This is a genomic window from Streptomyces showdoensis (genome assembly GCF_039535475.1).
GTDB classification, from domain to species: Bacteria; Actinomycetota; Actinomycetes; order Streptomycetales; family Streptomycetaceae; genus Streptomyces; species Streptomyces showdoensis.
This window is the reverse complement of sequence record NZ_BAAAXG010000026.1, coordinates 2869001-2892187: the sequence shown is the minus strand read 5'-3', so window position 1 is coordinate 2892187 and position 23187 is coordinate 2869001. Positions and strand designations below refer to the sequence as shown.

The 23187-nt window shown below is 74.3% G+C and carries 16 protein-coding genes and 1 pseudogene; 15 read left to right on the top strand and 2 right to left on the bottom strand.

Annotated elements, in window-relative coordinates:
- Window position 1 precedes the first annotated feature (1 nt).
- Entirely contained in the window at window positions 2-181 is a 180-nt protein-coding gene (locus ABD981_RS26110) for a hypothetical protein (protein WP_046907263.1), read from the bottom strand.
- Between the two features lie 259 nt (window positions 182-440).
- Here ABD981_RS26110 and ABD981_RS26105 point away from each other — a divergent pair, with 259 nt between their 5' ends.
- Window positions 441-3557 (top strand): glycoside hydrolase family 84 protein, encoded by a 3117-nt coding sequence (locus ABD981_RS26105; protein ID WP_123954379.1) that lies wholly within the window; start codon window positions 441-443, stop codon window positions 3555-3557.
- 41 nt (window positions 3558-3598) lie between these two features.
- Here ABD981_RS26105 and ABD981_RS26100 read toward each other — a convergent pair whose 3' ends face one another.
- The gene (locus ABD981_RS26100) at window positions 3599-4162 is read right to left on the bottom strand and encodes an HNH endonuclease (RefSeq protein WP_046907232.1); all 564 of its coding nucleotides are present in this window, start codon (window positions 4160-4162) and stop codon (window positions 3599-3601) included.
- Between the two features lie 259 nt (window positions 4163-4421).
- On the opposite strand from ABD981_RS26100, the gene ABD981_RS26095 reads away from it, so the two are divergent.
- The 14 genes and pseudogenes from ABD981_RS26095 (at window position 4422) to ABD981_RS26030 (ending at window position 23186) form a co-directional block, all read left to right on the top strand.
- Window positions 4422-5486 (top strand): mechanosensitive ion channel family protein, encoded by a 1065-nt coding sequence (locus ABD981_RS26095; protein WP_046907261.1) that lies wholly within the window; start codon window positions 4422-4424, stop codon window positions 5484-5486.
- 176 nt (window positions 5487-5662) lie between these two features.
- The gene (locus ABD981_RS26090) at window positions 5663-6883 is read left to right on the top strand and encodes an ROK family transcriptional regulator (RefSeq protein ID WP_046907260.1); all 1221 of its coding nucleotides are present in this window, start codon (window positions 5663-5665) and stop codon (window positions 6881-6883) included.
- Between the two features lie 61 nt (window positions 6884-6944).
- Complete coding sequence (locus tag ABD981_RS26085) at window positions 6945-8288, top strand: ABC transporter substrate-binding protein (protein WP_046907231.1); 1344 nt, start codon at window positions 6945-6947, stop codon at window positions 8286-8288.
- Window positions 8289-8295: 7 nt separating this feature from the next.
- The gene (locus tag ABD981_RS26080; RefSeq protein ID WP_046907230.1) at window positions 8296-9237 is read left to right on the top strand and encodes a carbohydrate ABC transporter permease; all 942 of its coding nucleotides are present in this window, start codon (window positions 8296-8298) and stop codon (window positions 9235-9237) included.
- Window positions 9238-9240: 3 nt separating this feature from the next.
- Window positions 9241-10143 (top strand): carbohydrate ABC transporter permease, encoded by a 903-nt coding sequence (locus ABD981_RS26075; protein ID WP_046907229.1) that lies wholly within the window; start codon window positions 9241-9243, stop codon window positions 10141-10143.
- A gap of 9 nt (window positions 10144-10152) precedes the next feature.
- Window positions 10153-11418, top strand: a complete 1266-nt coding sequence (locus tag ABD981_RS26070) for a 6-phospho-beta-glucosidase (protein WP_046907228.1) — start codon at window positions 10153-10155, stop codon at window positions 11416-11418.
- A complete protein-coding gene (locus tag ABD981_RS26065) occupies window positions 11409-12383 on the top strand; it encodes an N-acetylglucosamine kinase (protein ID WP_046907227.1) in 975 nt (324 codons plus the stop codon). The genes ABD981_RS26070 and ABD981_RS26065 overlap by 10 nt, the downstream gene beginning before the upstream one ends.
- A 302-nt stretch (window positions 12384-12685) precedes the next feature.
- On the top strand, window positions 12686-14122 hold the full coding sequence (locus ABD981_RS26060) for a hypothetical protein (RefSeq protein WP_382748330.1): 1437 nt from the start codon (window positions 12686-12688) through the stop codon (window positions 14120-14122).
- A 14-nt stretch (window positions 14123-14136) separates the two neighbouring features.
- On the top strand, window positions 14137-15276 hold the full coding sequence (locus ABD981_RS26055) for a glutamate ABC transporter substrate-binding protein (RefSeq protein ID WP_123954378.1): 1140 nt from the start codon (window positions 14137-14139) through the stop codon (window positions 15274-15276).
- Between the two features lie 15 nt (window positions 15277-15291).
- A complete protein-coding gene (locus tag ABD981_RS26050; RefSeq protein WP_046907226.1) occupies window positions 15292-16569 on the top strand; it encodes a coiled-coil domain-containing protein in 1278 nt (425 codons plus the stop codon).
- A 59-nt stretch (window positions 16570-16628) separates the two neighbouring features.
- Window positions 16629-19049: a serine/threonine-protein kinase gene (locus ABD981_RS26045; protein ID WP_123954377.1), complete on the top strand. Its 2421-nt coding sequence runs from the start codon at window positions 16629-16631 to the stop codon at window positions 19047-19049.
- A gap of 2 nt (window positions 19050-19051) precedes the next feature.
- Window positions 19052-20413, top strand: coding sequence for a PP2C family protein-serine/threonine phosphatase (locus ABD981_RS26040; RefSeq protein WP_046907224.1), 1362 nt, complete (start codon window positions 19052-19054; stop codon window positions 20411-20413).
- A 110-nt stretch (window positions 20414-20523) separates the two neighbouring features.
- Entirely contained in the window at window positions 20524-21867 is a 1344-nt protein-coding gene (locus tag ABD981_RS26035; RefSeq protein WP_046907223.1) for a vWA domain-containing protein, read from the top strand.
- Window positions 21868-21946: 79 nt separating this feature from the next.
- A pseudogene (locus ABD981_RS26030) lies at window positions 21947-23186 on the top strand (FHA domain-containing protein).
- Window position 23187 lies beyond the last annotated feature (1 nt).

Here is a 23187-nt window from a genome sequence, read left to right as displayed (position 1 = left end):
TTCACACTCCGGGTGACTCCGTGCCGCCCGCGGTGCCCCGGGCGGTGGGTTCGCTGGTCAGGGGGGCCGCCTCGATCAACGGCGGCTCGCTGGTGAGGGGCGCGGCGTCGGCGAGGGGCGGTTCGCTGGTGAGCGGGCCCTGCCGCGGGATCCGGATCGGCGCGGGGGTCTGCTCGCGTATCCGGGGTGCGGAGTGGTCGGTCGCGTTCACGGGATCTCCCGGGTCGTCTCGACGGTCTCGACAGGTAAGACAGGTGGGACAGCACGGGAAGCCTTACCCATCACTCCCCGTTTTACCGGCGGAAGTTGACGAATGGGTGCCACCTCGCCGAAAGGCCGGGAGGCAAACAGGACAGTTCGACCGCTCGCATTGACACTCCGTCGGCCCGGATGGTGGGCTCGTCATCCGATCGTTACCCAAGGGACCGGAGGGGGCACCCGTGCACCTCGGACACAGGAGGCGGACGGCGACCGCGGTGGCCGTCGCGGTCATCGGCGGACTCCTCGGCGGTGGCGCGGTCCCGGGCCCGGCCCAGGCGGCACCCCGCGCCCCGGTCGCACCGGCCCCTCCCGCCCCTCTCGCCCCTCCCTTCACCGCCCCGACCGCGGGTGCGGCCGCACTCCCCTCCGTCTGGCCGCGGCCCCAGTCGCTGACCGCCACGGGCGGCGCCGTGGCGCTCGGCGCCGAGGTGACGCTGCTGACCGCCCCGGACGCCGACCCGTACGCCGTCGCCGCGCTGCGCGAACTGCTGCGGGCGGCCGGGGTGCGCACCGTCCACGAGGCGCTGCCGGGACGGGGACCGGTGGTCCGGGTCGGCGAGGACGCCGAGGGGGCGCGGGAGGCGCTGGAGGCCCTGCGGGTGGCCGGGCGGGGCGATCTGCCCGACGGCGGTTACCGGCTGGCGACCGGCCGCTTCCGGGGCCGGGACACCCTCGTGCTCGACGGGGCGGGCGAGGACGGCCTGTTCCACGCGGTCCAGACGCTGCGTCAGCTGGTCCGGGCCGACGGGAGCCTGCCGGGCGTCCGGGTGCGCGACTGGCCCGGCACCGCCGTGCGCGGGATCACCGAGGGCTTCTACGGGCGCCCCTGGAGCCGCGAGCAGCGGCTGGCCCAGGTCGACTTCCTGGGCCGCACCAAGCAGAACCGCTATCTCTACGCGCCCGGGGACGACCCGTACCGCCGGACGCTGTGGCGCGAGGCCTACCCCGCCGCCGAGCGGGCCGCGTTCCGCGAGCTGGCCGCCCGGGCCCGGGCCAACCACGTCACGCTCGCGTGGGCGGTCGCCCCGGCCCAGGCGATGTGCCTGTCCTCGGACCGGGACCTGGAGGCGCTCACGGCGAAGCTCGACGCCATGTGGGAGCTGGGGGTGCGCGCCTTCCAGGTCCAGTTCCAGGACGTCAGCTACAGCGAGTGGCACTGCTCCGCGGACGCCGACGCCTTCGGGCGCGGGCCCGGGGCCGCCGCCCGGGCGCACGCGCGCGTGGCGGGGGCCGTCGCCCGGCACCTGGCCGAGCGCCACCCGGGGGCGGAGCCGCTGTCGCTGATGCCGACGGAGTACTACCAGGACGGCGCGACGGAGTACCGCGAGGCGCTGGCGGAGGCCCTCGACCCGCGGGTGCAGGTGGCGTGGACCGGCGTCGGGGCGGTGCCGCGGAGCATCACCGGGCGCGAGCTGGCCGGGGCCCGTGACGCGCTGCGCCACCCGCTGGTCACCATGGACGACTACCCGGTCAACGACTACGCCCAGGACCGGCTCTTCCTCGGCCCCGCCACGGGCCGGGAGCCGGCCGTCGCCGCGGGCAGCGCCGCGTACCTGGCCACCGCCATGGAGCAGGCCGCCGCCTCGCGCGTGCCGCTGTTCACGGCCGCGGACTTCGCCTGGAACCCGAAGGGCTACCGGCCGCAGGAGTCCTGGCGGGCCGCCGTGGACGACCTGGCGGGACCGGACCCGGCCGCGCGGACGGCGCTGGCGGCGCTCGCCGGGAACGGCGCCTCCTCGCTGCTCGCCCCGGACGCCGAGTCGGCCTATCTGAAGCCGCTGGCGGACGCCTTCTGGGCGAGCCGCACCGGCGCCGACGCGGCCGCCCGGGAGCGGGCGGCGCGCGAGCTGCGGGCCGCGTTCACGGTGATGCGCGAGGCGCCCGGACGGCTGGCCGTGACGGCGGGCGGCGCCCTGCGCGCGGAGGCGGGCCCGTGGCTGGAGCAGCTGTCCCGGTACGGGCGGGCGGGCGAGACGGCCGTGGACATGCTGCTCGCCCAGGCGCGCGGCGACGGCGCCGGGGCCTGGCGGGCCCAGCTGGACCTGGAGCGGCGGCGCGAGGAGCTGAAGGGGAGTCCGGCGACCGTCGGCAAGGGCGTGCTCGACCCGTTCCTGGCGCGGGCGGTGACGGAGTCGGCGGCCTGGACGGGCGCGGACCGGGAGCGGGGCCCCGGGCTGACCTCGGACGTGGCGGAGGACGCGTACACGGTGCGGCTGGAGCGCGCGCGGCCGATGGAGACCGTCACCGTGATGACCGAGCCCGGCACCGGCTCCGGTGGCACCCTGGAGGCCTTCGTGGCCGGCGAGGGCTGGCGGGCGCTGGGCCCGCTGGCGGCCTCGGGCTGGACGCAGGCGGACCTGGCGGGGCTGCGCGCGGACGCGGTGCGGATCGTGTGGAGCGGCCCGGCGGGGCGGGTGCGGTCGCTGGTGCCGTGGTTCGCCGACGGGCCGCGGGCCGGGCTGGAGCTGGCCCGTGCGGAGACCGACGCGGAGATCGGCGGCCCTGCCGTCCGCGTGAACGCGGCCCTGGAGGGGCGGCGGGCGGCCGAGGTGCGCGGGGCGCTGGCCGCGCGGGCGCCGAAGGGGATCACGGTGCGGCTGCCCAAGGAGGCGCTGGTGCCGCGCGGCACGCGCACGACGGTGCCGCTGGAGGTGTCGGTCGCCGCGGGCACGCCGGCCGGCTCGTACCGCGTCCCGGTGTCGTTCGCGGGCGAGCAGCGGGTCCTGACGGTGCGGGCGTTCCCGCGGACGGCGGGCCCCGACCTGGCGCCGGCGGGCACGGCCTCGTCCTCGGGCGACGAGACGCCCGACTTCCCGGCCCCGCTCGCGGTGGACGGCGATCCGGCGACCCGCTGGTCCTCCCCCGCGGAGGACGGCGCCTGGTGGCAGCTGGAGCTGGCGGAGCCGGCCCGGGTGGGCCGGGTGGTGCTGCACTGGCAGGACGCCTACGCGAGCCGCTACCGGGTGCAGGTCTCCGGCGACGGGCGGAGCTGGCGTACGGCCGCCACGGTCCGGGACGGGCGGGGCGGGCGCGAGTCGGTGCGGATGGACGCGCCGGACACCCGTTTCCTCCGGGTGCAGGGCGACGCGCGGGCGACGGAGTACGGCTACTCGCTGTGGTCGGTGGAGGCCTACGCGGTGGCGGAGCCGCCGGGGAAGGCGCCCGGCACCCCGGCTCCCGGCACCCCGCCGGACGCCCCGGCGACCTCGCCGGACGCCTCCGCGGACGGCTCGGCGGACACCGCGCCGGACGGCTCGCCCGAAGGGGAGCGGGGCGGGGCCCCCGGCTCCCCCTGACCCCCGGGCCGTCCGGGGCCCGGGAACGCGAAAGGCCCGGCTCAACTCGCCGTCACGACCCCCTGGGGGGCGGTCACGGCCGAGTCGATCCGGGCCAGCGCGTCGTCCGCGCCGTACGGCTGGAGGTAGGGCAGCCACCGCGGGTCGCGGTGGCCGGTCCCGATGATCCGCCAGGCCAGTCCGGTCGGCGGGGCGGGTTGGTGCCGCAGCCGCCAGCCCAGTTCCCGCAGGTGCCGGTCGGCTTTGACGTGGTTGCAGCGGCGGCAGGCCGCCACGACGTTCTCCCAGGCGTGCGTCCCCCCGCGGCTGCGCGGAATGACGTGGTCGACGCTGGTTGCGACGCCACCGCAGTACATGCAGCGCCCGCCGTCGCGGGCGAAGAGGGCTCTGCGGGTCAAGGGAACGGGCCCCCGGTAGGGGACCCGCACGAACCGCTTGAGGCGCACCACACTGGGTGCGGCCATGACGCGGCTCTCGCTGTGCAGGAAGGCGCCGGACTCCTCGAGGCAGAGTGCCTTGTTCTCCAGGACGAGGACGAGCGCGCGGCGGAGCGGTACGACGCCGAGCGGCTCGTACGACGCGTTGAGGACCAGGACATGCGGCACGGATGCCTCCTATGACGCCGGCGGCGCGTGGCTCGCGCCGGGACGAAACTGCTCTCAGTCTCTCCTCCTGCCTGGTCGGCGCGCCACCACGTGGGGGTAACGGGCCCGAGGTGTTCTCGACCACATCGGCAGGCATCCGGGAGTCTTCCCCCGCCGTGGTCCGTCTTCCCCTGTGCACACGCCGACCGGGGCACGCCGTGTCCCCCGTTAGTGTGGACGGATTGCCCGCCCCTGCCCTGGAGGTCTCCCCGTGCCCCCCGTGCTCTGGTCCGCCCTGCCGACCGCCGACGCCCCGCCCACCGTCCCGGTGACGCTGGACGAGGCCGCCGAGACGGCGACGAACGCCGCGGGCTGGGTGGAGCAGAACTGGTCCACCTGGCTGAACACGGGCCTGCGGATCGTGCTGATCCTGGTCGTGGCGCTGACGTTGCGGATGCTCATACGGCGGGCGCTGACCCGGCTCATAGAGCGGATGAACCGCTCGGCCCAGGCGGTGGAGGGGACGGCCCTCGGCGGACTGCTGGTCAACGCCGAGCGGCGCCGCCAGCGCTCCGAGGCCATCGGCTCGGTGCTGCGCTCGGTCGCGTCCTTCCTCATCCTCGGCACGGCCGGACTGATGGTCCTGGGCGCCTTCAAGATCGACCTGGCGCCGCTGCTCGCCTCGGCCGGTGTGGCGGGTGTGGCGATCGGTTTCGGCGCGCGCAACCTCGTGACGGACTTCCTCTCCGGCGTCTTCATGATCATGGAGGACCAGTACGGGGTGGGCGACTCGATCGACGCGGGGGTCGCATCGGGCGAGGTGGTCGAGGTGGGCCTGCGGGTGACGAAGCTGCGCGGCGTCGACGGCGAGATCTGGTACGTCCGCAACGGTGAGATCAAGCGGATCGGCAACCTCAGCCAGGGCTGGGCGACCGCCGGGGTGGACGTGACGGTCCGCCCGACGGAGGACCTGGACCGGGTGTCGGCGGTCATCGGCGAGGCGGCCGAGGCGATGTCCAAGGAAGAGCCCTGGAACGAGCGCCTGTGGGGCCCGGTGGAGATCCTGGGCCTGAGCGAGGTGCTGCTCGACTCGATGACGATCCGGGTCTCGGCGAAGACGATGCCGGGCAAGAAGCTGGGCGTGGAGCGCGAGCTCCGCTGGCGCATCAAGCGCGCCCTGGACGCGGCGGGCATCCGCATCGTCGGCGGCGCCCTGCCGGCCCAGGCCGAGGACTCCCCCGCCGACCCGTCGGCGGGCATGGCGGCCCCGTCGGCCTTCGCCTCCCCGACCTCGCCGCAGTCGGCGGCGGCCACCCCGCTGCCGAAGCCGGACCTCACGAAGTAGCGGTTCCCGCACGGCCGAAGGGGCGTCCCGCCGATGATGGCGGGGCGCCCCTTCGCCGCGCCGGGGCCCGCGGGCGACGACGGCCCTCTTGACGCCCCGGTGACGTGGGTCTTACCTTCCTCCCAACCCAATAGGAAACTTTCCTAACAGTGCAGCGGGACAAGGCGGACTCCGACATGGCAGGTACGACCCCGGGAACCCCCGGTACCCCGCGCGTCCTGCGCGCCATGAACGACCGGGCCGCACTCGAACTGCTCCTGGAGCACGGCCCGCTCTCGCGGACCCGGATCGGCAAGCTCACCGGGCTCTCCAAGCCGACCGCCTCGCAGCTGCTCGCGCGGCTCGAAGCGGCCGGGCTCGTGGTCGAGACCGGGACCACCGCGGGGCGGCCGGGTCCCAACGCGCAGCTGTACGCGGTGAACCCGCGGGCCGCGCACGCGGCGGCCCTCGACGTCACGCCCCGCCGGATCCGCGCGGCGGTCGCCGACGTCACCGGCCGGGTGGTCGGCGAGTTCCTGCTGCCGACGCCCGGCCGCACGGCGGAGGGCGGCGTGGTCCGCCAGGTCGTCGAGGCGCTCGCCGGGGCCGTGAAGGACGCCGGGCTCGGCGGGCTCGGGGAGGTGCACCGGCTGGTCATCGGCACCCCCGGCGCCTTCGACCCCGCCACCGGCCGCCTGCGGTACGCCTCCCACCTGCCCGGCTGGCACTCCCCCACCCTGCTGGAGGAGCTGGCCGTCGCCCTGCCGATGCCGTTCGAGTACGAGAACGACGTCAACCTGGTCGCCGTCGCCGAGCAGCGCCTGGGAGCCGCCCAGGGCCACGAGGACTTCGTGCTGCTGTGGAGCGAGACCGGCGTCGGTGCCGCCCTCGTCCTCGGCGGCCGGCTGCACCGCGGCTTCACCGGCGGGGCCGGCGAGGTCGGCTTCCTGCCCGTACCCGGCACCCCGCTCGTACGGCAGGTCGCCAAGGCCAACTCCGGCGGCTTCCAGGAGCTCGCCGGCGTCCAGGCGATCCCCCGGATCGCCAAGGCCCTCGGGATCGAGACCCGCGAGCAGCCGTACGTGGAGACCGCCGCCGGGCTGCTCGCGCACGCCGTCGCCCACCACGCCGGGGACGAGCGGTACGCCCGGCTCCTCGACGAGTACGCCGAGCGGCTCGCCACCGGTCTCGCCTCCCTCGTCGCCGTGCTCGACCCGGAGCTCCTCGTGCTGGCCGGCGATGCGATCACCGCGGGCGGCGAGCCGCTGCGCGCCCGCGTCCAGAGCCAGCTCGCCGACCTGGCCGCGTCCCGGCCACGGCTCGTCCTCGCCACCGTGGAACCGACCCCCGTGCTGCGCGGCGCGCTCGAGAGCGCCCTGGCCGCCACCCGGGACGAGGTCTTCGACACCTCCCGGTAGCCCCGAAACCGCCACACCGTCCGCCCCCGCCCCCGCCCCGCCCGTTCCAGGGAGACCCGCCATGCCCGCACGCCAGCGCCGGCTCGCCGCCTCGCTCGCCGCCACCGCGTCCATAGCCCTCTTCGCCTCCGCCTGTACCGGCTCGGCGAGCAACGGCGCCACCGACGACCCGAACGCCAAGACCACGATCACCTTCTGGCACGGCTGGAACACCCCGTCCGAGGTGAAGGCGATCAACGACAACATCGCCCGCTTCGAGAAGGCCCACCCGAACATCAAGGTCGACGTCGTCGGCAACATCAACGACGACAAGCTCAACCAGGCGCTGCGCACCGGCGGTTCGAAGGGACCGGACGTCGTCTCGTCCTTCACGACCTCCAACGTCGGCAAGTTCTGCTCCTCCGGCGCCTTCGCCGACCTGAAGCCCTTCATCGAGAAGTCGAAGCTCGACCTCGAGAAGATCATCCCGAAGACGCTGCTCCAGTACACCCAGTTCGAGGGCAAGCGCTGCGCCATGCCGCTGCTCACCGACGCCTACGGCCTCTACTACAACAAGACCGCCTTCAAGGCGGCCGGCCTGGACCCGGAGAAGCCGCCGCGGACCTATTCCGAGCTGCTGGCGACCGCCAAGCGGCTGACCAAGCCCAAGGGCGACTCGTACGAGCAGCTCGGCTTCATGCCGAACTACCACGGCTACGAGACCACCACCGAGCACTACCTGGGCAGCTGGGGCCCCTCCTACTTCGACGCGAACGGCAGGTCGACGGTCGGCACCGACCCCGCCGTCGCCGAGATGATGACCACGCAGAAGAAGATGGTCGACGAGCTCGGCGGCTACGAGAAGCTGGAGAAGTACCGCACCACCTTCGGCGACGAGTGGGGCTCCAAGCACCCCTTCCACACCGGCCAGGTCGCCATGCAGATGGACGGCGAGTGGCGGCTCGGCATGGCCACCGACGCCAAGGTGCCCTTCGACATCGGCGTCGCCCCCATGCCCGTACCGGACGGCCAGGCCGCCGACTACGGCAAGGGCTTCCTCTCCGGCACCATCATGGGCATCGCCCCGCAGAGCAAGAAGCAGAACGCCGCCTGGGAACTGGTCAAGTTCATGACCACGGACACCGAGGCCGTCGTCGGCTTCGCCAACGGCATCCGCAACGTGCCCTCCACCTTCGAGGCCCTGAAGTCGCCGAACCTGAAGTTCGACCCGCGCTTCAAGACCTTCCTCGACATCGCCGGGCACGCGAAGTCCAACACCCCGGCCGGCGCGGTCAACGGCGCCTCCTACCTCAACACCCTCCAGGACTTCGCCCTCCAGTACGAGAAGGGCTCGGTGACCGACCTCAAGGCCGGTCTGGCGAAGACCGCCGCGCAGATCGACACCGACATCGCCAAGGCGAAGTAGCCGTCCGATGAGCACCAACACCCTTCGCGCGAAGCGCCGCAGATCGGCGCTCCGGACGGCCGCCTTCATGTCCCCGTGGCTGATCGGGTTCGGCGTCTTCTTCGCCTACCCGATGGTCTCCACCGTCTACTTCTCGTTCACGCACTACGACGGCTTCGCCGCCCCGACCTTCAACGGCCTGGACAACTGGACGTACGTCTTCCAGGACTACCCGATGTTCTGGCCGGCCCTGCGCAACACCCTGTGGCTGGTCGTGGTGATGGTCGCCTGCCGGGTCGTCTTCGGCCTCGGCGTCGGCCTGCTCATCACCAAGATCAAGACCGGTGCCGGGGTCTTCCGCACCCTGTTCTACCTGCCCTACCTGGCCCCGCCGGTCGCCGCCACGCTCGCCTTCGTCTTCCTGCTCAACCCCGGCACCGGACCGGTGAACTCGCTGATCGACGGGGTCGGCCTCTCCGGACCCGGCTGGTTCACCGACGCCGCCTGGTCCAAGCCCGCGCTCACCATGCTCGCGGTGTGGGGCGTCGGCGACCTGATGGTGATCTTCATGGCCGCGCTGCTCGACGTGCCGAAGGAGCAGTACGAGGCGGCCGAGCTGGACGGGGCCTCGGCCTTCCAGCGGTTCCGGTTCGTGACCCTGCCGAACATCTCGCCGATCGTGATGTTCGCCGTGGTCACCGGCGTGATCCAGGCGATGCAGTACTACACCCAGCCGCTGGTGGCCGGGAAGGTCGCCTCCGGCGTCATCGGCGGCTCCGGCCAGCAGTTCGAGCCCGGCTACCCGGACAAGTCCACGCTGACCCTGCCGCAGCTCGTCTACAACCTCGGCTTCCAGCGCTTCGACTACGGAGCGGCCTGCGCCATCGCCCTCATCCTCTTCGCCCTGGCCATGCTCTTCACCGGGCTGCTCATGCGCCGCCGCGGCGGTCTGATCCAGGCAGGTGACTGACCCGTGAGCCAGGTACTCGACCCCCCGAAGGCGCCGGCCCGGCCGGACGACGAGGTCACCCCCGCCGCCCGGACCGCCCGCCGCAAGGCGCTGCTGCACTGGATCGCGGTGCACTCGCTCGGCGTCGCCGCCGCGCTGTTCTTCGTGCTGCCGTTCGTCTTCGTCCTGTTCACCTCGCTGATGAGCGACCAGCAGGCGCTCACCCGCGACCTCACCCCGAACACCTGGGAGTGGGGCAACTACGTCCGCGTCTTCGAGACCCCCGGCTTCCTCACCTGGTGGCGCAACACCCTGCTGTACGCGGGGCTCGGCACCGTCCTGACGGTGGTCTCCTCGATCCCCGTGGCGTACGCGCTCGCCAAGTTCCGCTTCCGCGGGCGCAACCTCTCCCTGATCCTCGTGATCTCGATGATGATGCTGCCGCCGCAGGTCGTGATCATCCCGATGTACCTGTTCTGGGCCAAGGAGCTGGACCTGTCCGGCACGCTCTGGCCGCTGATCATCCCGATGGCCTTCGGCGACGCGTTCTCCATCTTCCTGCTGCGCCAGTTCCTCATGACCATCCCGAACGAATACCTCGACGCGGCCCGTGTGGACGGCTGCGGCGAACTGCGCACCCTCGTCAGGGTCGTCCTGCCGATGGCGAAGCCGGGGATCGCGGCCGTCGCGCTCTTCCAGTTCTTCGCCGCGTGGAACGACTACTTCGGACCGCAGATCTACGCCTCGGAGAACCCGGCCGCGTGGACCCTGAGCTACGGCCTGGAGTCCTTCAAGGGCGCACACCACACCGACTGGAATCTGACCATGGCCGCGACCGTACTGGTCATGGCCCCCGTGATCCTCGTCTTCTTCTTCGCCCAGAAGGCGTTCGTCGAGGGTGTCACGCTGACCGGAGTGAAGGGCTAGCCGACTGTTATGAAGCTCGCTGTCGTGGGGGGCGGCTCCACCTACACCCCCGAACTGATCGACGGGTTCGCACGCTTGCGCGACACCCTGCCCATCACCGAACTCGTCCTCGTCGACCCGGCCGCCGAGCGGCTCGACCTGGTCGGCGGCCTCGCCCGGCGGATCTTCGCCAAGCAGGGGCACCCGGGGCGGATCGTCACCACCTCGGACCTCGACGCGGGAGTGGAGGGCGCGGACGCCGTGCTGCTCCAGCTGCGCGTCGGCGGGCAGGCCGCCCGCGAGCAGGACGAGACCTGGCCGCTGGAGTGCGGCTGCGTCGGCCAGGAGACCACCGGTGCCGGCGGCCTCGCCAAGGCGCTGCGCACGGTCCCCGTGGTCCTGGACATCGCCGAGCGGGTGCGCCGCACCAACCCGGACGCCTGGATCATCGACTTCACCAACCCGGTCGGCATCGTCACCCGGGCCCTGCTCCAGGCCGGGCACAAGGCGGTCGGCCTGTGCAACGTGGCGATCGGCTTCCAGCGGAAGTTCGCCGCGCTCCTGGACGTCACCCCCGGCGAGGTCCACCTCGACCACGTCGGCCTCAACCACCTGACCTGGGAGACCGGGGTACGGCTCGGCGGCCCCGAGGGCGAGGACGTGCTGCCGCGGCTGCTCGCCGAGCACGGCGAGGCCGTCGCCGCCGACCTGCGCATGGACCGCGAGCTCGTGGACCGGCTCGGCGTCGTCCCCTCGTACTACCTGCGCTACTTCTACGCCCACGACGAGGTCGTGAAGGAGCTCGGCTCCAAGCCCTCGCGGGCGGCCGAGGTCGCCGCGATGGAGAAGCAGCTCCTGGAGATGTACGGGGACCCCGCGCTCGACGAGAAGCCGGCGCTGCTCGGCAAGCGCGGCGGCGCCTTCTACTCGGAGGCGGCCGTGGACCTGGCCGCCTCGCTGCTGGGCGGCGGAGGTTCCCCGTACCAGGTGGTGAACACGTACAACAACGGCACGCTGCCGTTCCTGCCGGACGACGCGGTGATCGAGGTGCAGGCGGCGGTGGGCCCGGCCGGTGCCTCGCCGCTCGCGGTGCCGCGGCTCGACCCGCTCTTCGCGGGGCTGATCGCCAACGTCACCGCCTACGAGGACCTGGCCCTGGAGGCGGCCCTCAAGGGCGGCCGGGACCGGGTGTTCAAGGCGCTGCTCGCCCACCCGCTGGTCGGGCAGTTCGGGTACGCCGAGGCGCTCACGGACCGTCTGATCGCGCACAACCGGGAGCACCTCGCGTGGGCGTGAGAGGGGTCGCGCTGGCCGTCGACGCCGGCAACAGCAAGACCGACGTCGCCGTCGTCGGCGGGGACGGCACCGTCCTCGGCGCGGCGCGCGGCGGAGGGTTCCAGCCGCCCGTGGTGGGGGTGGACACGGCCGTCGGCGCGCTGGCCGAGATCGTCGGCCGGGCCTGCGCCGAGGCCGGCGTCCCGGCCGAGTTCGAGGTGGTCGCGGCCTGTCTGGCCAACGCCGACCTGCCGGTGGAGGAGGCGGAGTTGAAGGCGGCGCTGGAGGCGCGCGGCTGGAGCCGCTCGGTCCACGTCCACAACGACACCTTCGCCATCCTGCGGGCCGGGATCGACGAGCCGCGCGGCGTGGCCGTGGTGTGCGGGGCGGGCATCAACTGCGTCGGCATGCTGCCGGACGGGCGGACCGCGCGGTTCCCGGCGATCGGCAAGATCTCCGGCGACTGGGGCGGGGGCGGCGGACTCGCCGACGAGGCCCTGTGGTTCGCGGCGCGCGCCGAGGACGGGCGGGGCGAGCCCACGGAGCTCGCCCGCACGCTGCCCGCGCACTTCGGGCTGCCGACGATGTACGCGCTGATCGAGGCGCTGCACCTGGGGCGGATCCCGGTGGAGCGCAAGCACGAGCTGACGCCGGTGCTCTTCCGCACCGGTGCGGCGGGCGACCCGGTGGCGCAGGCGCTGGTGGACCGGCTGGCCGACGAGGTGGTGGCGCTCGCCTCGGTCGCCCTCGGACGGCTCGGGCTGCTCGACGAGGAGGCTCCGGTGGTGCTGGGCGGCAGCGTGCTGGCCGCCCGCCATCCGCGGCTCGACGCCCGGATCGCCGACCTCCTGGCGGCGAAGGCGCCGAAGGCGGTGATCGGCGTGGTGACCGCCCCGCCGGTGCTGGGCGCGGGGCTGCTGGCCCTGGACGCCTGGGGCGCGGGGCCGGAGGCGGCGGCGCGGCTGCGGGCGCACTACGGGGCCTGACCGGCGCGCGCACGGAAGCGCACGGATGCGGGGCGTTCCCTCACGGGGCGCCCCGCACGCGTGTTCACTCGTACGAGCGACGTTCGAGAAGGAACCGATTCCGGCCGGGCGACGTATTCAAAGTGAGGGATGTGTGAAGGGGGGTTCGCCTGCGGAAGGCCCGCGGGCATGCGGCACGATAGGAACAAGATCCAGTCAATCCCGGTGTACGGGCGAGTCGCTGCGGCCATACTGCTGGCCGGGAGTCGTCCGCCGCTCCACCGGACGGACAGGTCGACGTCTCAGACCGAGGGGGAGGTCACGTGACACACCCGCCGAACGCGCCCGCCGCCTCGGCGGCGCAGGGCGCCACGAGCGCGCCCGTGCGACCGGCATCCGGCGTGCCCGCGCAGACCGGAGCGGGGGCTCCGGCCGAGGTCCCGCCGCCCGCGGCGCCCGGCGCCTGGGCGCAGGGCCGCGAGCTGCTGCGCCGGGCCGCCACGACCGAGCCCGGCCGGCTGCGCTTCCTGGGTGCCGTGCTGGCGCTGCTCGTCGTCGCCTTCGGGGCCGTCACGGCCTTCGAGGTCGCCGACCGCGCCTCGTACGCGGACGACGTGGTCGGCCGCAGCCAGCCGCTGAGCGCCGACGCGGCCGACATCTACCGCTCGCTCGCCGACGCCGACGCCACCGCCGCGAGCGGCTTCCTGGCCGGCCCGCAGGAGTCCGCGCAGATCCGCGAGCGGTACACGGACGACGTCACCACCGCCTCCCGGCTCCTGGTGAAGGCCGCCGCCAGCACCGACGCCTCCGGCGACTCGGCCCGCGAGCTCGCCACCCTCAGCGAGCACCTGCCCCGCTACACCGGCCTGGTGGAGCGGGCCCGCGCCGCCAACCGGCAGGGCCTGCCGCTCGGCGGCGCCTACCTGCGCTACGCGAACCAGACGATGGCCCAGGAGCTGCTGCCCGCCGCCGAACGGCTGTACGCGGCGGAGACCGAGCGGCTGCACGAGGACGACGACGCGGCGCGGGTCTGGCCGTTCCTCTCGCTCGCCCTCGGACTGCTGGCCCTCGCCGCGCTGGTCTGGGCCCAGCGCCGCAGCTACGAGCGGACCAACCGGGTCTTCAACCGAGGGCTGCTCGGCGCGACCGCGGCCTGCCTGGTCGGCCTCCTGTGGCTGCTCGCCGGACACGGCCTGGCCCGCGCGGGGCTCGACGACGCCCGGGCGCACGGCCAGGACTCCCTCCAGGTGCTCAACGAGGCCCGGATCAGCTCCCTGAAGGCCCGCGCCAGCGAGAACCTGACGGTCGTCGCGCGCGGCGCCGTGCTCACCGAGGACGGCAAGCGCGACAAGTACGAGGCGGACTACGCGGCCAGCGTGTCCGCCCTGACCGCCGCCCTCGGCTCGGCGACCCGGCTCGCCGACGACGAGGAGGGCCGCGGCCCGCTCACCGAGGCCGCCACCCGGGCCGGCGAGTGGCGCGAACGGCACGCCCAGGCGCGGGAGAAGGACGACGCCGGCGACTTCGACGGCGCGATGCAGCGGATCATCGGCCCGGCGGATTCGACCGGCCGCTCCTTCGACCAGGTCGACGCGGCCCTCGGCCGGGCCCTCGCCCACGAGCAGGACGAGTTCACCCGGGCCGCCGAGGGCGGCCGGGACGCGCTGACCGGGCTGCCGCTGGGCGCGGCCGTGCTCGGCGTGCTCGGCGCGGCGTGCGCCGTCACGGGGGTCAACCGCAGACTGTCGGAGTACCGGTGAGAGGGGGCGGCGCAATGCCGGACGGCGTCGAGCACACGAGCCCGGCGGGCCGGGTGCCGGACGGCACCGTGCCCGTCCGCCCGTCGGCGGGCCGCGCGGCCGCGCGCCGGGTCGCCCGACGCCTGCGCGGCTGGGGCGGGGTCGCCGCCATGGCGACCGTCTGCGCCCTGACCGTCTCGACGGCCCTGCTGTCGCTGCCGCGGGCGGGCGCCGGAGCCGCCCCGTCGGCCGTGGTCACGGGTCCCGGGGTGGGCACCGGCCTGCAGGTGCGGGCCGAGACCGCCGACAGCTGCAAGGACCCCGACGCCTCGCTGACCCCGTCCTCCGTCGACGGCCCCGCCGTGGCCGCCGTCAAGCGGCGCGGCAAGCTGATCGTGGGCGTCGACCAGAACAGCTACCGCTGGGGCTACCGCACGCCCGCCACCACCAAGGTGCTGCCGGACGGGCGGAAGGAGACCACCCCCGGCCGGCTCGTCGGCTTCGACATCGACCTGGCCCGGGCCATAGCCAAGGACATCCTCGGCGACGAGGACGCCATCGTCTTCCGGACCATCCCGACCAACCAGCGGATCGCCGCCCTGGAGAGCCGCAAGGTCGACCTCGTGGTCCGCACGATGACGATCAACTGCAAGCGCATCCAGCAGGTCGCCTTCTCCACCGCCTACTTCCAGGTCGGGCAGCAGATCCTCGCCCCCAAGGACTCGGAGATCACGGGCTACGACGCCTCCCTCAGCGGCAAGCGGGTCTGCACCGCGGAGGGCTCCACGGCCTACGAGGCCCTGGAGGAGAAGTCGTTCGGCGCGGTCTACAAGGACGTCGGCGACGGCACCAAGGACGACCCGGACCTGCTGACCGTCCCCAACCAGCTGGACTGCCTGGCCCGGCTCCAGATGGGCGAGGTCGACGCGGTCCTCACGGACAACGCGCTGGCCGCGGGCCAGGCGGCCCAGGACCCGGCCGTCGAGCTCAAGGGAGAGCCGTTCACCACCGAGTACTACGGAGTGGCCGCCAAGCTGGGCGACGACGACCTGGTCCGCCGGGTCAACAAGGTCCTCGTCGACTACCGGCAGGGCCCCTGGCAGCGGGCGTACGAGACCTGGCTGAAGGCGGACCTGCCCGGGATATCCGGGCCGCCCGCACCCAAGTACAAGTAGAGCGAGAGGTGATCGATGGGCGTCACGGGACCCCCTGGGCCGGTGATGGACCGGGACGAGGTGGACCGTGCGCTGGCGCGGCTCGGCGCCGAGCACAAGGCGGTCGAGGACTCGCTCCTCGCGCTCCAGGACCACGCCGGCCGCAGGCTGCTCGAAGGCGCCGGGCTGACCGGCACGACCCGGGACCGCTGGCAGTCCACCGAGCGGACGATCACCCTGCTCTGGGCCTACTTCGACGCCTACACCGCCGCCCTGCACGACGCCCGTGAGGTGCGCGCCCGGCGCCGCTGGCCCGGCCGGGAGGAGCTGGCCGAGCTGACCGACCGGCTGCGCGGCGAGAGCGTGCACGTCTCCGGCGGGGCGCGCGAACAGGCCCTGCTGTCGGAGCGGTTCACCCTCGAACAGCTGGTGCGGCGGATGAACGAGCTGTACGCGGCCTCGCTCGACGTGATCGTCACCGCCGACGCCGTCTGGTCCGCGCTGCCCGCGCGGATAGACCTGCTCGCCGCCGAGCTGGGCCGGACCCGCTCCCTGGCGCACTCGGTCGGGGTGCGGCCCGGCGAGCACCCGGCCGGGGACGAACTGGAGTCGATCACCGCCGAACTGACCGCGCTGCGCTCCCAGGTGGTGTCCGATCCGCTCGCCTTCTGGCAGCCCGCGACGGGCAGTTCGGCCCCGGGCGGCGGCCGGCCCGACACCGGACGGTACGACCGGGCGGCCCGCGCCCTGGAGGACATCCGGCGGGAGATCGAGGCCGTGCTCCAGGTCCGGCAGGACTCGGAGGACCGGCTGCTGCGGGTGCGGGACGTGCTGTCCCGGGCGGACCGCACGCTCGCGGAGGCCCGGACTGCCCGCGGCGAGGTCCTCGCGAAGATCGCCGCCTCGGAGGTGCCGGCCGTCAGCGGACCGCCGACGGTCCTGCACGAACGGCTGGCCACCGCCGCCGAGTACCGCAGGCACGCCCAGTGGCACCGGCTCTCCCCGCTCCTGGACTCCCTCGAACGGGAGGCGGAGGACGAACTGCTGCGCGCCCGCGAGTCGTTGACCGCGGTGACCGCGCCGCTGGCCGTCCGCGCGGAACTGCGCGGCCGGCTCGACGCGTACAAGGCCAAGGTGGCCCGGCTCGGCGCGGCGGAGGACCCGCTGCTGATCGAGCGGTACGACGCGGCCCGGCGGATGCTGTGGAGCGCCCCGTGCGACCTGCGGGTGGCCGAACAGGCGGTCCTGCGCTACCAGCAGGCGGCGACCGAGACGCTTTCGGGGCCGAGGGACGACAGGGGGAACCAGTGGTGAGCGGGGAGTCCGGAGTGAGCAGCTGTCAGCGTCCGTCGTGCGAGGGCTCGTACGAGGACATGGGCGGCGGCGAGCTGTACTGCGACACGTGCGGGCTCGCCCCCGTCGTCGCCCCCGGCGGGCTGCTCGCGTCCACGCCGACCGGGATGGCCGTGGCCGGGAAGGGCTCCGACTCGGCCCGGTCGGGCTCGCGCGCCTCGGCGCGCGGCTCCTCGCGCTCCTCCCGCTCCTCGACCTCGCGGCGGTCCGTCTCCGGCCGGCTCTCGCGCGCGCTGTCCGGGCAGAGCACCGCCCGCTCGGTGTCGGTGCGCAGCTCCGGCTCGGCCGGCGGCCAGTCCGGGCGGGGCCGGCTCGGCGCGGGCCTGGTGGCGGTGCCGGAGGTGCCGCGTCCCGACCCGCGCGCCGCGGTGATGGCGAACCCCGAGGTGCCCGAGCGGAAGCGATTCTGCTCGCGCTCCGACTGCGGGGCTCCGGTGGGCCGTTCGCGCGGCGACCGGGCCGGCCGCACGGAGGGCTTCTGCACCAAGTGCGGGCACCCGTACTCCTTCGTGCCGAAGCTGCGCGGCGGGGACGTGGTGCACGGGCAGTACGAGGTCGCGGGCTGCCTCGCGCACGGCGGCCTGGGCTGGATCTACCTCGCGGTGGACAAGGCGGTCTCGGACCGCTGGGTGGTCCTCAAGGGCCTGCTCGACACCGGCGACCAGGACGCCATGGCGGCGGCGATCTCCGAGCGCCGCTTCCTCGCCGAGATCGAGCACTCCAACATCGTCCGCATCTACAACTTCGTCGAGCACCTCGACCAGCGCACCGGCTCCATGGACGGCTACATCGTCATGGAGTACGTGGGCGGCAAGTCCCTCAAGGAGATCGCCAACGACCGGCGCACCCCCGACGGCCGCCGCGACCCGCTGCCGGTCGAGCAGGCCTGCGCGTACGGCATCGAGGCCCTGGAGGCCCTCGGCCACCTGCACAGCCGCAACCTGCTGTACTGCGACTTCAAGGTCGACAACGCGATCCAGACCGAGGACCAGCTGAAGCTCATCGACATGGGCGCGGTCCGGCGGATGGACGACGACGAGTCGGCGATCTACGGCACGGTCGGCTACCAGGCCCCGGAGGTCGCCGAGCTCGGCCCGTCGGTGGCCAGCGACCTGTACACGGTGGCGCGCACCCTGGCCGTGCTGACCTTCGACTTCCAGGGCTACACGAACGTGTTCGTGGACTCGCTCCCGGAGCCCGACGGCATCGAGGTGCTGCGCACCTACGAGTCGTTCTACCGGCTGCTCGTCCGCGCCACCGACCCGGACCCGGGCCGCCGGTTCGCCTCCGCGCAGGAGATGGCCGAGCAGCTGACCGGCGTGCTCCGGGAGGTCGTCGCCCTGCAGTCGGGCCGCCCCCGGCCGGCCCTCTCCACCCTGTTCGGCGCGGAGACGCGGGTCACCGACACCGAGCTGTTCGAGGAGCACACGGACGACGTGTCGGTGCTCGGGGCCCGCGCGCCCCGGCGCGGGCGCAAGGCGCTGCCGACGGCCGTCGCCGGGCGGGGCGGCAGCTTCCTGCGGCCGCTCGACGTCCCCGCGACGGCGCTGGCGCTGCCGGTGCCGCGGGTCGATCCGGGCGACCCCAACGCCGGCTTCCTCGCCGGTCTGCTGGCCGCCGCGCCCGCCGAGCTGATCACCGCCCTGCACGCGGCGCCCGTCCCCTCGCTCGAACTGCGGCTGCGCGAGCTGCGGGCCCGGCTGGAGATGGGCGACGTCGCCGCGGCTGGCCAGGCGCTGGCCGCGCTGGAGGAGCGGCACCCGGACGACTGGCGGGTGGTCTGGTACCGGGGCGTCGCCTCGCTGGTCACCGGCGACCAGGCGGGCGCCGCGCTCTCCTTCGACGCGATCTACGACGCCTTCCCCGGCGAGCCCGCGCCCAAGCTGGCGCTCGGCATCTGCGCCGAGTTCCTGGGCCAGCTGGACAACGCGGCGGAGTACTACCGCCTGGTGTGGGCGACCGACCCGAGCTACGTCAGCGCCGCGTTCGGCCTGGCCCGGGTGCAGCTCGCGGCGGGCGACCGGGCCGCCGCGGTGCGCACCCTGGAGTCCGTGCCGGAGTCGTCGATCCACTACACGGCGGCCCGGGTCGCCGCGGTGCGGGCCCGGCTGCGCCGCCGCCCCGCCAACGAGCCGCTGGGCGCCGATCTGACGGCCGCCGCCGCGCAGGTCTCGGCGCTCCAGGGCTTCGGCCTGGACGCGGTGCGCCGCGAGCGCCTCTCCACGGAGGTGCTGGGCACGGCGCTGGACTGGGTGCTCTCCGGCAGCCCCGGCGCGGGCCCGGCCGGCACGGTGCTGCTCGGCAGCGCACTGGACGAGCGCGGACTGCGCTTCGGCCTCGAACGCTCGTACCGGGTGCTCGCCCGGCTCGCCCAGCAGGGCGAGGAGAGGATCGAACTGGTGGAGCGGGCCAACCGCTTCCGCCCCAGGACGTGGGTGTGAGTATGTCCCTGAAGCCCAAGCCGCCGCACCCCCTGGGGACCTGCCCCGAGTGCGCGGAGCCGCTCGAGTCGGGCGACCGCTTCTGCGGGGCCTGCGGGTACGACCTGTCGGCGGTTCCGGAGCCGGAGCCGGGGACGGACCGCCCGACGGTGCCGATCAGCCTGCCGGTGGACTGGCCCGAGCCGCCGCCCCGGGACCCCCAGTCCCTGACCACGGCCACCCAGCACCCCGGCGACCTGCCCGGCACCGACTCGGGCGGCCGGGACCTGCCCACGGTCCCGGTCCGCACCGACGGCCTGCCGGAACCGACCGCCGCGGCCACCGCGGCCACCGCGGCCACCGCCGAACCGGGCGGTACGGGGGGCACGGGCGGCACCGGCAGCACCGGGGGCAGCGACGGTGACTTCACCCTCGCCGCGCCCGACCCGCGCACCGCCCTCCAGGGCGAGGGCGACGACCGGAAGCTGTGCGTGGCGTGCCGGACCGGCCGGGTGGACCGCGACGGGTACTGCGAGCACTGCGGGCACGCCCAGCCGCGCGAGCGCGACCACATGGAGGAGGAGCTGGCCTCGGTCGCCGCCGTGAGCGACCGGGGACTGCGCCACCACCGCAACGAGGACGCCTTCGCCGTGTCCTCGACCGCGCTCCCCGACGGCTCCCCCGCCACGCTGGCCATCGTCTGCGACGGGGTCTCCTCGGCGACCCGCCCCGACGAGGCGTCCAGCGCCGCCGCCTCCGCCGCCGGTGCCTCGCTGCTCGCCGCGCTGCCGCGCGGGACGCACCCGCAGCAGGCCATGCACGAGGCGATCGTGGCCGCCGCCGAGGCCGTCAACTCCCTCGCGGAGGAGACCGTCAAGGAGCGCGAGCACCAGAACGCCCCGGCCTGCACCATCGTCGGCTCGATCGTCGCGGGCGGGCTGCTCGTGGTCGGCTGGGTCGGCGACAGCCGCGCCTACTGGGTGCCGGACGACCGCACCGCGCCGGCCGCCCGGCTGACCGAGGACGACTCGTGGGCCGCGCAGATGGTCGCCGCGGGGCTGATGAACGAGGCGGAGGCCTACGCGGACGAGCGGGCCCACGCCATCACCGGCTGGCTCGGCGCCGACGCGTACGAACTGGAGCCGCACACGGCCTCGTTCAAGCCGGACCGGCCGGGCGTGGTCGTGGTCTGCACCGACGGCCTGTGGAACTACGCGGAGGGCGCCGAGGACATGGCCCGGGTGGTCCCCCCGGACGCCGCCGGGCGCCCGCTGCACGGGGCACAGGTCCTGGTCGGCCACGCGCTCGACGGCGGAGGCCACGACAACGTCACGGTCGCGCTGCTGCCGTTCGCCCTTCCGTCCGCGGGGGCAGGATCGGCCTGAGGCCGCGGCCCGTCGTTCCCACCCCGCCCACGACCACGACTCCGACCCACGACCACGACTCCGACCTTCCCTTCACCTCACGTGACCGTGAGCCGAGGAGCCGCATCACCATGGCCAACTTCTCCAAGCCGACCGGGCCCCAGTTCTCGGTGGACGTCTACCAGAACGAGTACCTGCCCGAGGGCGGCCGGGACGTCAACGCGATCGTCACCGTCACCGCCTCCGGAGCCGGACCCGGAACCGGAACCGGCACCTCCGTCGCCCCGGTCACCCCGGGCGGCGGCTCCGCCGCCGTCGTGCTGATGCTCGACTGCTCCGGCTCGATGGACTACCCGGCGACCAAGATGCGCGGGGCCCGCGAGGCCGCCGCCGCCGCGATCGACACCCTCCGCGACGGCACCGCCTTCGCCGTCGTCGCCGGCACCCACCTCGCCAGGGAGGTCTACCCGGGCGGGCGGCGGCTGGCCGTCGCCGACGCCCGCACCCGCGCCCAGGCCAAGGACGCGCTGCGCGGACTGAGCGCCGGCGGCGGCACGGCCATCGGCACCTGGCTGCGGCTGGCCGCCGGGCTGTTCGCCACGAGCGACGCGTCGATCCGGCACGGCATCCTGCTCACCGACGGGCGCAACGAGCACGAGTCGCCGGAGGACCTGCGGGCCGCCCTGGACGACTGCGCGGGCCGGTTCACCTGCGACGCCCGCGGGGTGGGAACCGACTGGGAGGTCAAGGAGGTCACCGGCATCGCCTCGGCACTGCTGGGCACGGCCGACATCGTCGCCAACCCGGCCGGGCTCGCCCAGGACTTCACGACGATGATGGAACACGCCATGGACAAGGAGGTCGCGGACGTCGCGCTGCGCCTGTGGACCCCGGTCGGCGTGGAGATCGGCTTCGTGAAGCAGGTGGCTCCGACGGTCGACGACCTGACCGGCCGGCGCACCGAGGCCGGGCCGCGCGCCGGTGACTACCCGACCGGCTCGTGGGGCGACGAGTCCCGCGACTACCACGTCTCGGTCCGGGTCCCGGAGGCCGCGATCGGCCAGGAGATGCTGGCCGCCCGGGTCTCGCTGATCGTCCCCGACCCGGCGGGCGGCACGCCGACGACGCTGTCCCAGGGGCTGGTGCGGGCGGTGTGGACGGACGACATGGCGATGTCCACCTCCATCAACCCGCAGGTCGCCCACTACACCGGGCAGGCCGAGCTCGCCGACGCGATCCAGGAGGGCCTGGACGCGCGCAAATCGGGCGATCGGGACGGTGCGACGGCCAAGCTGGGACGTGCGGTGCAGCTCGCGGCGGCCTCCGGCAACGCCGATACGGCGAAACTCCTTTCGAAGGTAGTGGACGTGGTCGACGCGGCGACGGGTACTGTGCGGTTGAAGGCGAAGGTCGCGGAAGCGGACGAGATGACTCTCGAGACGCGCTCCACCAAGACCGTTCGCGTGAAGAAGTAAGGCTCCGAAAAGCTCCGAAAAGCTCCGAATAGCTCCGGGAAGCGACGCTCGACGGACGACGAGAGGGGGAAGCACCGACATGCCGACCTGCCCGAACGGACACCAGTCGGTCTCCGACGACTGGTGCGAGGTCTGCGGCCATCGCATGGCCGGGGCGGGTGCGCCGACGGGTGCCGTCCCGCCGCCTCCCCCGCCGCCGCCCGCGTACGGATACCCCGGTCCCGGGGGTCCCGGGGGGGTACGAGCCGCACCACGGAGGTCCCGCGGGTCCCGGGGGTCCCGGGGGTTACGACCCGAACGCGACCGCCCAGGCCGAGCTGTGCCCGCAGTGCCGCACGCCGCGCGAGCACATGGCGCCGTTCTGCGAGGAGTGCCGCTGGAACTTCCTCACCAACACGGCGACCTCGTACACGCCGATCGCCCCGCAGCCGCAGCAGGGCCCGCCGCCCGGGCTGAACCTGCCGCCGGGCTTCCAGTCGCCGCCGGCACCCCCGCAGCCCCAGCACACGCAGCCGCCGCAGCCGCCGCACGCGCAGCACCCCCAGCCGCAGCACCCGGAGCCCTTCCGGGACCCGTACGAGTACCAGGGCTCGCGCCCCTCGCAGGTGAACCGTCCGGCCGAGCCGCTGGGCGCCGACCCGACCCACCACCAGGCGCCGCCGCAGCGTCCGCCGCTGGCCCCGCAGCCGCCGCAGGCCCCGCAGGGCTTCCACCAGGCGCCTCCGCCGCCGCCCGCGCCGCAGCCGATGGCGCCCCCGCCGCGGGCGGACGACGACTGGATGATCTCCCCGCCGTCGCAGCCTCGGTCGCCGGCGCCCGCGCCGCCCCCGCTGAGCGTGCCGCCCGCCCCCGTGCCGCCGGCCGGCCCGGCCCCGCAGGGTCCGCCGCCGGGGTTCCACCAGCCCGCGCCGCCCGCGGGGTGGACGGTGCTGATCGGCCCGGACCGCGACTACTTCATGGCGATGATGCAGCGCAGCGGCCCGGAGGCGACCGGGCTCAACCTGCCCGCGTACTCCCCGGAGCAGCACGTCCGGCTCCAGGGCAACCAGATCAGCATCGGCCGCCGCCGGCACTCCACCGGCGAGTCGCCCGACATCGACCTGTCGGTGCCGCCGGAGGACCCGGGCGTCTCGCACCAGCACGCGGTGCTCGTGCAGCAGCCGGACGGCTCCTGGGCGGTGGTGGACCAGAACTCCACCAACGGCACCACGATCAACGGCTCCGCCGACCCGATCCAGCCCTATGTGCCGGTGCAGCTCCAGGACGGGGACCGGGTGCACGTCGGCGCCTGGACGACGATCACCGTCCGGCGCGGCTGAG

Excerpts from the sequence above, each read along its gene's own strand:
- ABD981_RS26090 (WP_046907260.1), top strand. The coding sequence starts at position 5,663 with ATGGCAGGTACGACCCCGGGAACCCCCGGTACCCCGCGCGTCCTGCGC.
- ABD981_RS26085 (WP_046907231.1), top strand. The coding sequence starts at position 6,945 with ATGCCCGCACGCCAGCGCCGGCTCGCCGCCTCGCTCGCCGCCACCGCG.
- ABD981_RS26080 (WP_046907230.1), top strand. The coding sequence starts at position 8,296 with ATGAGCACCAACACCCTTCGCGCGAAGCGCCGCAGATCGGCGCTCCGG.
- ABD981_RS26070 (WP_046907228.1), top strand. The coding sequence starts at position 10,153 with ATGAAGCTCGCTGTCGTGGGGGGCGGCTCCACCTACACCCCCGAACTG.
- ABD981_RS26055 (WP_123954378.1), top strand. The coding sequence starts at position 14,137 with ATGCCGGACGGCGTCGAGCACACGAGCCCGGCGGGCCGGGTGCCGGAC.
- ABD981_RS26050 (WP_046907226.1), top strand. The coding sequence starts at position 15,292 with ATGGGCGTCACGGGACCCCCTGGGCCGGTGATGGACCGGGACGAGGTG.
- ABD981_RS26045 (WP_123954377.1), top strand. The coding sequence starts at position 16,629 with ATGGGCGGCGGCGAGCTGTACTGCGACACGTGCGGGCTCGCCCCCGTC.
- ABD981_RS26040 (WP_046907224.1), top strand. The coding sequence starts at position 19,052 with ATGTCCCTGAAGCCCAAGCCGCCGCACCCCCTGGGGACCTGCCCCGAG.
- ABD981_RS26035 (WP_046907223.1), top strand. The coding sequence starts at position 20,524 with ATGGCCAACTTCTCCAAGCCGACCGGGCCCCAGTTCTCGGTGGACGTC.